The 2,013-nt window shown below is 56.4% G+C and carries 3 protein-coding genes; 2 read left to right on the top strand and 1 reads right to left on the bottom strand.

The annotated features are described in order from the left end of the window. Nucleotides 1-66 precede the first annotated feature (66 nt). Nucleotides 67-471: a response regulator gene (locus ENZ75_RS30085; RefSeq protein WP_024504503.1), complete on the top strand. Its 405-nt coding sequence runs from the start codon at nt 67-69 to the stop codon at nt 469-471. Nucleotides 472-575: 104 nt separating this feature from the next. On the opposite strand, the gene ctrA is transcribed toward ENZ75_RS30085, so the two are convergent. Beyond that, a complete protein-coding gene (ctrA, locus tag ENZ75_RS30090; protein WP_006203583.1) occupies nt 576-1,271 on the bottom strand; it encodes a cell cycle two-component system response regulator CtrA in 696 nt (231 codons plus the stop codon). Between the two features lie 452 nt (nt 1,272-1,723). Between ctrA and ENZ75_RS30095 the strand changes: the two genes are divergently transcribed. Next, nucleotides 1,724-2,013, top strand: a 290-nt coding sequence (locus ENZ75_RS30095; protein WP_128278559.1) for a flagellar export protein FliJ, incomplete at its 3' end; no start/stop codon positions are given.

Here is a 2,013-nt window from a genome sequence, read left to right on the forward strand (position 1 = left end):
GGCCTATGGTGCGTCCTGGATGCCCCCGACGCTACCGGACTGCCAGAAGGCAAAGAGGACCCGGAAATGAAACGCTGCATGTTCGTCGACGATTCAAGCGTTATCAGGAAGGTTGCAAAACGCATCCTGGGCGGCTCCGAAATGATTGTCATCGAGGCCGCCAGCGGACTTGACGCGCTGGAGATGTGCGCCGCCGACATGCCCGACATCATCGTCGTCGATGGCGCCTTGCCCGACGTACCGGCGGTCGATCTCATCCGTCGCGTCCGCGCCATGGAGAGCCCGATAAGGCCGCAGATCCTGATTTCCCTGGTCGAGCTCGATATTGCTTCGATCATGCGGGCCAAGCGAGCCGGCGCCCAGGGCTATCTCTTGAAGCCGTTCAACCGCCCGCAGTTGCTCGAGCGCTTTCGCACCTTGAAGAGCGCACCTGATTCGGCATCCTTGAGCAACTCCAGAAAAAGTGCGTGACGGTCTTCTGCTCGGAAGCCCAGAAGCAGACCGTTACCAGCCCATCATGCAAAAACCCGGCCGAAGCCGGGTTTTTTATTGAAAAGATTCGAACGATTCGTCGCTCAGGCGCTGACGCGAATGTCTTCCGGTTCGCGCAGCACATAGCCGCGACCCCAGACCGTTTCGATGTAGTTCTGACCGCCCGATGCCGCGTCGAGCTTTTTGCGCAGCTTGCAGATGAAGACGTCGATGATTTTCAGCTCAGGCTCGTCCATGCCGCCATAGAGGTGGTTGAGGAACATTTCCTTGGTCAACGTGGTGCCCTTGCGTAGCGAGAGCAACTCCAGCATCTGGTATTCCTTGCCGGTCAGGTGCACGCGCTGGCCGCCGACTTCGACTGTCTTGGCATCGAGGTTGACCACCAGGTCGCCGGTGGTGATGACCGACTGGGCGTGGCCCTTGGAACGCCGCACGATGGCATGAATGCGGGCAACCAGCTCGTCCTTGTGGAATGGCTTGGTCATGTAGTCGTCTGCGCCGAAGCCGAGGCCGCGCACCTTGTCCTCGATGCCGGCCATGCCGGAGAGGATGAGAATAGGTGTTTTGACCTTGGAAAGGCGAAGCGTTCTCAAGACCTCGTAGCCTGACATGTCAGGCAGGTTGAGGTCGAGAAGAATGATATCGTAGTCGTAGAGCTTGCCTAGATCGACGCCCTCTTCACCGAGATCGGTCGTGTAGACGTTGAAACTTTCCGATTTCAGCATCAGTTCGATGCTTTGTGCGGTTGCACTGTCATCTTCTATCAGCAGAACACGCATTTTATTCCCCTTTTCTGCTGCCGGACCATTTCACGACCCGTCCGGACCCGGAGCAGTGGTTGCCTTGTGCAGAGGCTGCCATTGAATGGTTAACAAATCCTAATTTCCCGTCCATGACGGTACCAGATTTTTTAACCTCTTTCTACACCCTCTTGAATCTAATAACGAATCTCAGAACCAAATTCCTAATGCAACACATTAACAACCTGGACTAAGCGACTCCAGGGACTCATCGACGTCGCTTCCGCATCGGTGGCCGGAATTTTTACCCGGCCTTAAGTCCTGACCCGTATGATTAACAATGCCCGTAAACGAATGGTTACCGCCGGCAAAAAACTTTAGGGTTTTGTTTCCCATAGTTGGGGGAAAGCCGGTGGACACGGGTGCGGCCTGGGCGTTTCCAGGTGGTTTGGACGATAAGTGCGGGTGTGCGTTTCCGGGAGTACCGAATCATGAAGTCACGTGAAAACCTCGTTCGGCTGAAACAGTTTCAGGTGAATGAGAAGCGGCGGCAGCTGCTGCAGCTCGACATGATGATCGCCGAGTTCGAACGCATGGCCGTCGAGCTGGAGCTTCAGATTACCGCCGAGGAAAAGAAGGCCGGCATCACCGACATCAACCATTTCGCCTATCCGACCTTCGCCAAGGCGGCTCGCCTGCGCCGCGACAATCTCAGGAATTCCCAAAGCGACCTCGCCCAGCAGCGAAGCGCCGCCGAATCATTACTCGGCGAAGCTGAAGC

The sequence above is a fragment of the Mesorhizobium sp. M7A.F.Ca.CA.002.04.1.1 genome (genome assembly GCF_004022805.1).
Lineage (GTDB): Bacteria > Pseudomonadota > Alphaproteobacteria > Rhizobiales > Rhizobiaceae > Mesorhizobium > Mesorhizobium ciceri.

Coding starts and splice junctions, on each gene's coding strand:
- ctrA (WP_006203583.1), bottom strand. CDS start 1,271: ATGCGTGTTCTGCTGATAGAAGATGACAGTGCAACCGCACAAAGCATC.
- ENZ75_RS30085 (WP_024504503.1), top strand. CDS start 67: ATGAAACGCTGCATGTTCGTCGACGATTCAAGCGTTATCAGGAAGGTT.